General features: G+C 56.0%; 4 protein-coding genes and 1 pseudogene. 1 reads left to right on the top strand and 4 read right to left on the bottom strand.

All coding sequences use genetic code 11. The features are described 5' to 3' along the window. Positions 1–335 (bottom strand): annotated as a pseudogene (locus RTY00_RS18185) (N-acetylmannosamine-6-phosphate 2-epimerase); the annotation flags it as partial. Then, positions 332–1,891 carry a PTS transporter subunit EIIC gene (locus tag RTY00_RS18180; RefSeq protein WP_312665364.1) on the bottom strand — a complete coding sequence of 520 codons (1,560 nt, stop codon included), beginning with the start codon at positions 1,889–1,891 and terminating at the stop codon, positions 332–334. The gene RTY00_RS18180 and the pseudogene RTY00_RS18185, both read right to left, overlap by 4 nt. Before the next feature lie 154 nt (positions 1,892–2,045). Between RTY00_RS18180 and RTY00_RS18175 the strand changes: the two genes are divergently transcribed. Then, positions 2,046–2,873 (top strand): MurR/RpiR family transcriptional regulator, encoded by an 828-nt coding sequence (locus tag RTY00_RS18175; protein ID WP_312665363.1) that lies wholly within the window; start codon positions 2,046–2,048, stop codon positions 2,871–2,873. A 64-nt stretch (positions 2,874–2,937) separates the two neighbouring features. On the opposite strand, the gene RTY00_RS18170 is transcribed toward RTY00_RS18175, so the two are convergent. Further along, positions 2,938–4,875 carry a MacB family efflux pump subunit gene (locus tag RTY00_RS18170; protein ID WP_312665362.1) on the bottom strand — a complete coding sequence of 646 codons (1,938 nt, stop codon included), beginning with the start codon at positions 4,873–4,875 and terminating at the stop codon, positions 2,938–2,940. Next, a complete protein-coding gene (locus tag RTY00_RS18165) occupies positions 4,872–6,047 on the bottom strand; it encodes an efflux RND transporter periplasmic adaptor subunit (RefSeq protein WP_312665361.1) in 1,176 nt (391 codons plus the stop codon). Before RTY00_RS18165 ends, RTY00_RS18170 begins: the two co-directional genes overlap by 4 nt. Between the last annotated feature and the right edge of the window lie 172 nt (positions 6,048–6,219).

Below are 6,219 nucleotides of genomic sequence, written 5' to 3'. Positions count from 1 at the left end.
TGCAAATCGCCAGGACGCGTGTGCAGCGTGGCATCCAGCGCAATCATCGCCGGATTCGCCACCATCAACTCATCCACTTCCCGCAGCGTCGCGGTGATATACACATCGCTGCCGGGATAGTCGCGTTTAATGATGGCGATAATCGGCAAATCCACAGTCTGCATAATCTGCTGCACGTCGATCAGGCTATTGGCGCGAATCGCTGCTGCGCCACCTTCCATTGCCGCCAACGCCATGCGCGACATAATAAACGGGCTGTGTAACGGCTCATCTTCCAGAGCCTGACACGAGACCACCAGTTTTCCCTGAATCTGGGCCAGTATTGGTGCTTTCATAGCGCGAGTAACTCCTCTACTTCATTTTTGATAATGGTGACGTGCGGGCCATAAATTACCTGCACGCCTTTGCCACGTTGGATCACGGCGCGTGCGCCGGTGGCTTTCAATGCGTTTTCATCGAGCTTGCTGCTGTCGATCAGCGTGATGCGCAGACGCGTGGCGCAGCAATCCAGTTCGGCGATGTTCTGCTTGCCGCCTAAAGCTGCGATGACCTGCAGTGGACGTTCTCCGGCGACCATCGGCGCTGTTTCAATGCTGGCATCTTCACGGCCCGGCGTTTTGAAATTGAAGCGGGTGATCAGCAGGCGGAAAGTAAAGTAATAGAGCAGGAACCACGGCACGCCAACCAGCGGGACATACCACCAATGGGTTTTCGCTTCGCCCTGTAATACGCCGAACAGAATGAAATCGATCAGGCCGCCGGAGAAGGTTTGGCCAATGGTGATGTGCAGGATGTGGGCGATCATAAATGCCAGCCCATCAAACAGCGCGTGGATGACATACAGCACCGGTGCAACAAACAGGAACGAGAACTCAATCGGTTCGGTGATACCGGTAAGGAAAGAGGTCAGCGCTGCCGACAGCAGCAATCCGGCCACGCGTTGGCGGTTTTCCGGTTTGGCGGTGTGATACATCGCCAGACACGCGCCGATCAGGCCAAACATCATAGTGATGAAGCGACCAGACATAAAACGCGCGGTGCCAACGTAGAATTGCTGGGTATTGGGATCGGCAAGCTGGGCGAAGAAGATGCGCTGTGTACCTTCCACCAGATGTCCGTTAACCACTTCGCTGCCGCCGAGCGCGGTGGTCCAGAACGGCAGATAGAAGATGTGATGCAGGCCGAACGGGCCAAGCATGCGCAGCACGAAGCCATAGATAAAGGTGCCGAAATAGCCGGTGGCATCCACCAAGCCGCCGAGGCCAAAAATCAGCTTCTGGAAATGCGGCCAGACAATGGTCATCGCTGCGCCCACCAGAATGGCGGCCAGGGAACTGATAATCGGCACAAAGCGCGAGCCACCGAAGAAGCCAAGGAACTGCGGCAGGGCGATTTTGTTGTAGCGGTTATGCAGCATGGCTGTGACCAGTCCGATCACCACGCCACCAAATACGCCGGTTTCCAGCGTCTGAATGCCAAGCGCCATACCTTGTCCCACCGCGCTTAGGTTGCCCTGCGCCAGCACGCCGGTTAGCGTCAGTAGCGCATTAATGGTGGCGTTCATCACCAGATAAGCCAGCAGCGAGGCCAATCCGGCGGTGCCTTTGTCACTTTTGGCCAATCCTACCGCTACGCCGACTGCAAACAGCACCGCGAGGTTGGCGAACACCACCGAACCGGCGCTCGCCATAATAGTGAACACGCCTTGTAGCCAGGCGACATCGAGGAACGGATAGGCTTTGATGGTATTGGGATTGGAGAGTGCACCGCCAATACCCAGCAGCAAACCGGCTGCCGGTAGCACGGCGATCGGTAACATGAACGACTTGCCAAAACGCTGAGCTTTTTCGAACCAACCTCCTGAAGAGGCACCGCTGAAGATGGATGACATAAATTTTTATCCCTGAAGTGATGTTGTGGTAAAAATTATTACCACAATCTAATTAATCAGGTGAAAATTTCCATCATTATTGTGATAGCTTTCACTTATGCCCTAATCTGCTGCACACTGTGCGCCATTAATGCCGTGAACCAGAGAGACCGCCATGACGGACAATGAAAACATCTTGCTGCATCTGCGCCAGGGTTTGCCGGGCTACAGTCCGACGCTGCAAAAGCTGGGCGATTTCATCCTCACCGACCCGCAAAAAGTGCTATATCTCACCATCACCGAACTGGCGCGTGAGACCGACACCAGCGAAGCGAGCGTGACGCGGCTGTGTCGTCATCTCGGCTGCAAAGGGTATACCGAATTCAAAATGGCGCTGGCGCTGGATGTGCAACACAATCAACCCGCCGCACTTGCCAGCGGTGACAGCATCGACATGCTGGTGGAGGAAACGGTGCAGGCGCTGCGAGATACCGGGAAATTCATTAACCGCGAGGTGTTACAGCAAGCCGTGGAAGCGCTGCATCAGGCTAACACCATCCAGATTTACGGCGTGGCGGCCAGCGCGATTACCGGTGAGTATTTGCACTATCGCCTGCTGCGCTTAGGCAAATCGGCACAGCTGTTTGGTGATATGCATCGCGCGGCGATGAATGCCTCGACGTTAAAAGAGGGCGATTTAGTGATTGCCATCTCCGCTTCAGGTTCGACCAAAGATGTGATGCATGTGGTGAAGGTGGCGAAAAAGCAAAACGCGCGCGTGCTGATGCTGAGTAATACGCTGCGCAGCCCGATGGGTAGCTTAGCCGATATGCTGCTGGTGGCCGCGCGGCCGGAAGGCCCATTCAACGCCGGTGCGCTGAGCGGCAAAGTGGGCGCGATGCTGCTGGTGGAAGTGCTGATTAACGAATTGATGACGCACGATGCACGCTATCTGGCGGCGAGCCAGCAAACGGCGACGGCGACGTTGCCGATGTTGATGTGATTTGAGTGGGATGGGGGGAGGTCGCCATGAATGGCGACCCTACAAAAACGTGCGATTTTATATATTATTCGCTGGCTAACGCCGCTACCGGATCCATGCGTGCGGCTTTGCGCGCGGGCAGATAACCAAAAATCATGCCGATGATGGTGGAGCAGGCAAAGGCCGCGCCTGCCGACTGCCACGAGAAGATCGCCGTAATCATGCCGCCGGCTAGCAGGCTGATAATCGGTCCAATCACCAGCGCCAGCGCGACGCCAAGCGATCCGCCCACCAGACAGACCAGAACCGCTTCGATCATAAACTGCTGCATGATGTCGCCGCGTCGTGCGCCCACCGCCATGCGCACGCCGATTTCATGGGTACGCTCCGTTACCGACACCAGCATGATGTTCATCACGCCGATGCTGCCAATCATCAGCGCAATCGAGGCGACCAGCAGAATCAGCAGCGTTAAGGTCGCGGCGGCATCTTCAATCGCTTTGCGGTATTTGTCGCGGTTGAATACCAGGAAATCTTTGGTGCCGTGACGCGCAGTCAATAATTGCGTCAGCGATTCCACCGCCGGGCCGCTCACCACATCGTCCTTGAGTTTAACGCTGATGCTGGTCAGCGCGGTTTGTCCGCTGATGCGATACATCACGGTGCTCCACGGCAGCCACACGCTGAGGCGATTGGGCGACATGCCATCGTTATTATCCGCCACGCCAATCACCCGCACCGGCACCGAACCCAACACGATCATCTTGCCAATTGGGCTTTCACCCTGCTCGCCGAACAGTTTGTTGCGCGTGTTGGTATCAATGATGATCTCCTGACGCGCGTGACGTTCATCGCTGAAGTTGCTGCCTTCCAGCAGTTTGATGCCCTGAATCTGGAAGTACTCTTTACCGACGCCATACACCGAGGTTTTTGATGAGTTGGAGAGATAGCGAATCGGCTGATTGGCGATCATCTCCGGACTGACCGCCGCAACAAACTGCTGACGCGCAATCACGTCCGCATCCGACATGACCAGCGTCAGCACCGGATGTGCTTCATCCTCGACAAAATCACCGCCGGCATAAATCGACACCACGTTAGTGCCGAGCCCGGAAATACTCTCCAGCGTTTTTTGCCGTGCGCCCTGGCCGAGCGCCACCACCGTGACCACCGCCGCGATGCCAAAAATAATCCCGGTCATGGTCAGCGCGGTGCGCAGCCGATGCGCGTTCATGGCATTCAGCGCCATGCGCAATGATTCACGTAAGCGGTCGAGAAAGCCGCGCAGCTTGCTCTGACTTTTGCGCGCGGCGGGAGCATATTGCGCGCGCGTTGCATCTGGTTTGCGGCCGCTGTCGGCAACAATTTCGCCGTCCTGAATCTCAATAATGCGATCGGCGTGCTGCGCCACTTTCATGTCATGCGTCACGATGATCACCGTATGACCTTCGCGATTGAGATCGTGCAGGATGCGCAGCACCTCTTCGCCAGAGTGCGAATCCAGCGCGCCGGTCGGTTCATCGGCAAGAATGATTTCGGCACCGTTAATCAGCGCGCGCGCAATACTGACGCGCTGCTGCTGGCCGCCGGACAGCTCGCCCGGCTTGTGATGCTCGCGGCCGTGCAAACCTAAACGCGCCAGCAGATCCGCCGCGCGCTGCAGCCGCGCTTTGCCCTGCAGATTGGCGTAAATAGACGGGATTTCAACGTTGCTCAGGGCGCTGAGATCCGGCATCAAATGGTAGCGCTGGAAGATAAAGCCGATGTGTTCGCGGCGTACTTTCGCCAGCGCATCCGGCGACAGCGTGGCGGTGTTCTGACCACCAATCAAATAGTCGCCGCTATCTGGCGCATCAAGGCAGCCAAGAATATTTAGCAGCGTCGATTTACCCGAACCGGACGGCCCGATAATCGCTACCAGTTCGCCGCTATTGATGCTCAGATTAATGTCTTTCAGCACATGCAGAGATTGCGAACCGTTAACATAGCTGCGCTGAATGTTTTTCAGTTCGATGATATTCACATCACCACCTTGTCAGTGCCCGCCGTCTGCGTGGCAAGGATCACTTTCTCGCCGACTTTTAAGCCGCTCAGCACCTGAATATCAACGCTGTCAGTGATGCCGGTGGTGATGATGCGTTTCACCGGCTGGTTATCCTGATCCGGGACTTCCACGTAGGTTTTGCCGTCGGCATCTTTCTTCGTCGCCTGCACCGGCACCAGCAACGCATCTTTCACCGCATCACGAATCAGATTGACCTGCGCGGTCATTGAGATGCGTAGCGCGTTGTCCGGGTTTGGCACATCAAGCAGGGCGTTATAGTAGACGGCCGCATTGGAGGTACTGCTCGACGTGCTCTCGCTATTGCCCATCAGCGCGTCATCTTTCATCACCGATTCGGGTGCCAGTTCGAGGCTGCGCAGCGTGGCGTTGTAGCGTTTGTCCGGATTGGAGAAGGTGGTGAACCATGCTTGCTGACCGGGCTGCACATTGTTGATGTCGGCTTCGGAGATCTGCACTTTAATCGTCATGGTGCCGAGCTGCGCTAGCTTGGCGATGGTCGGTGCCGTTTGCACCGCGTTCACCGTTTGGCCTTGCTTGGTGACAATGGCGATGACCGTACCGTCCATTGGCGCCATGATGCGGGTATATCCGAGATCGAGCTGCTTCTTATCTACTTCGATTTGCGCCTGAATTACGCGCGCTTTTTGCGCCGTTAGCTCTGCGCGTGCACTGCGCCAATCTTCTTCGGCGGTATCAAAATCCTGACGCGAGATGGCATTGGTTTTAATCATCTGCTGCAAGCGCTGATATTGCGCTTGCTGTCGCACCAGCGCGGCTTCGCGGGTTTCCAGATCGGCCTGCGCCACGCTCAGCGCCGCTTGCGCATTACGCAAGTCGCTGCGTTGTGGCTGGTCGTCAATCTCGGCGATCAGCTGACCTTTGCTGACGCTATCGCCCGCTTTGATATAGAGCTTTTTAACCTGCCCGGAAACCTGCGCACCGACGTTGACGCGTTCAATCGCATCCATTTTGCCGGTGGCGGCAATCACGTTTTCGATATTGCCCTGGCGCACCTCGGCAGTGACCACCGCGTTGGGTTTGTTGCGTGAACCGGCGTAGTGCCAGATCAACAGCAGGAGAATGACGGCAGCGAGCGTGGCGAACAGCCACTTTTTCGAGATATTGAGCATAAGCGTCCCTTTTATGAAGTGAGAATCATAATCACTTCAGGCAACAAACTGGAGAAAATTCGCCGGATTTATCTGAGTAACGTGCGTTGGTTGAAAAATGATTAAATTTTTCCGAATAGAAATGGCGGCTGAGTTGTTTACAGCGTATCTGAGTCACTTGTTGCCTCAGCAC

The sequence above is a fragment of the Pantoea sp. CTOTU49201 genome (assembly GCF_032054795.1).
GTDB classification, from domain to species: Bacteria; Pseudomonadota; Gammaproteobacteria; order Enterobacterales; family Enterobacteriaceae; genus Pantoea; species Pantoea symbiotica.
The sequence above is the reverse complement of the archived record's forward strand: the minus strand, read 5'-3'. Positions and strand labels throughout refer to the sequence as shown.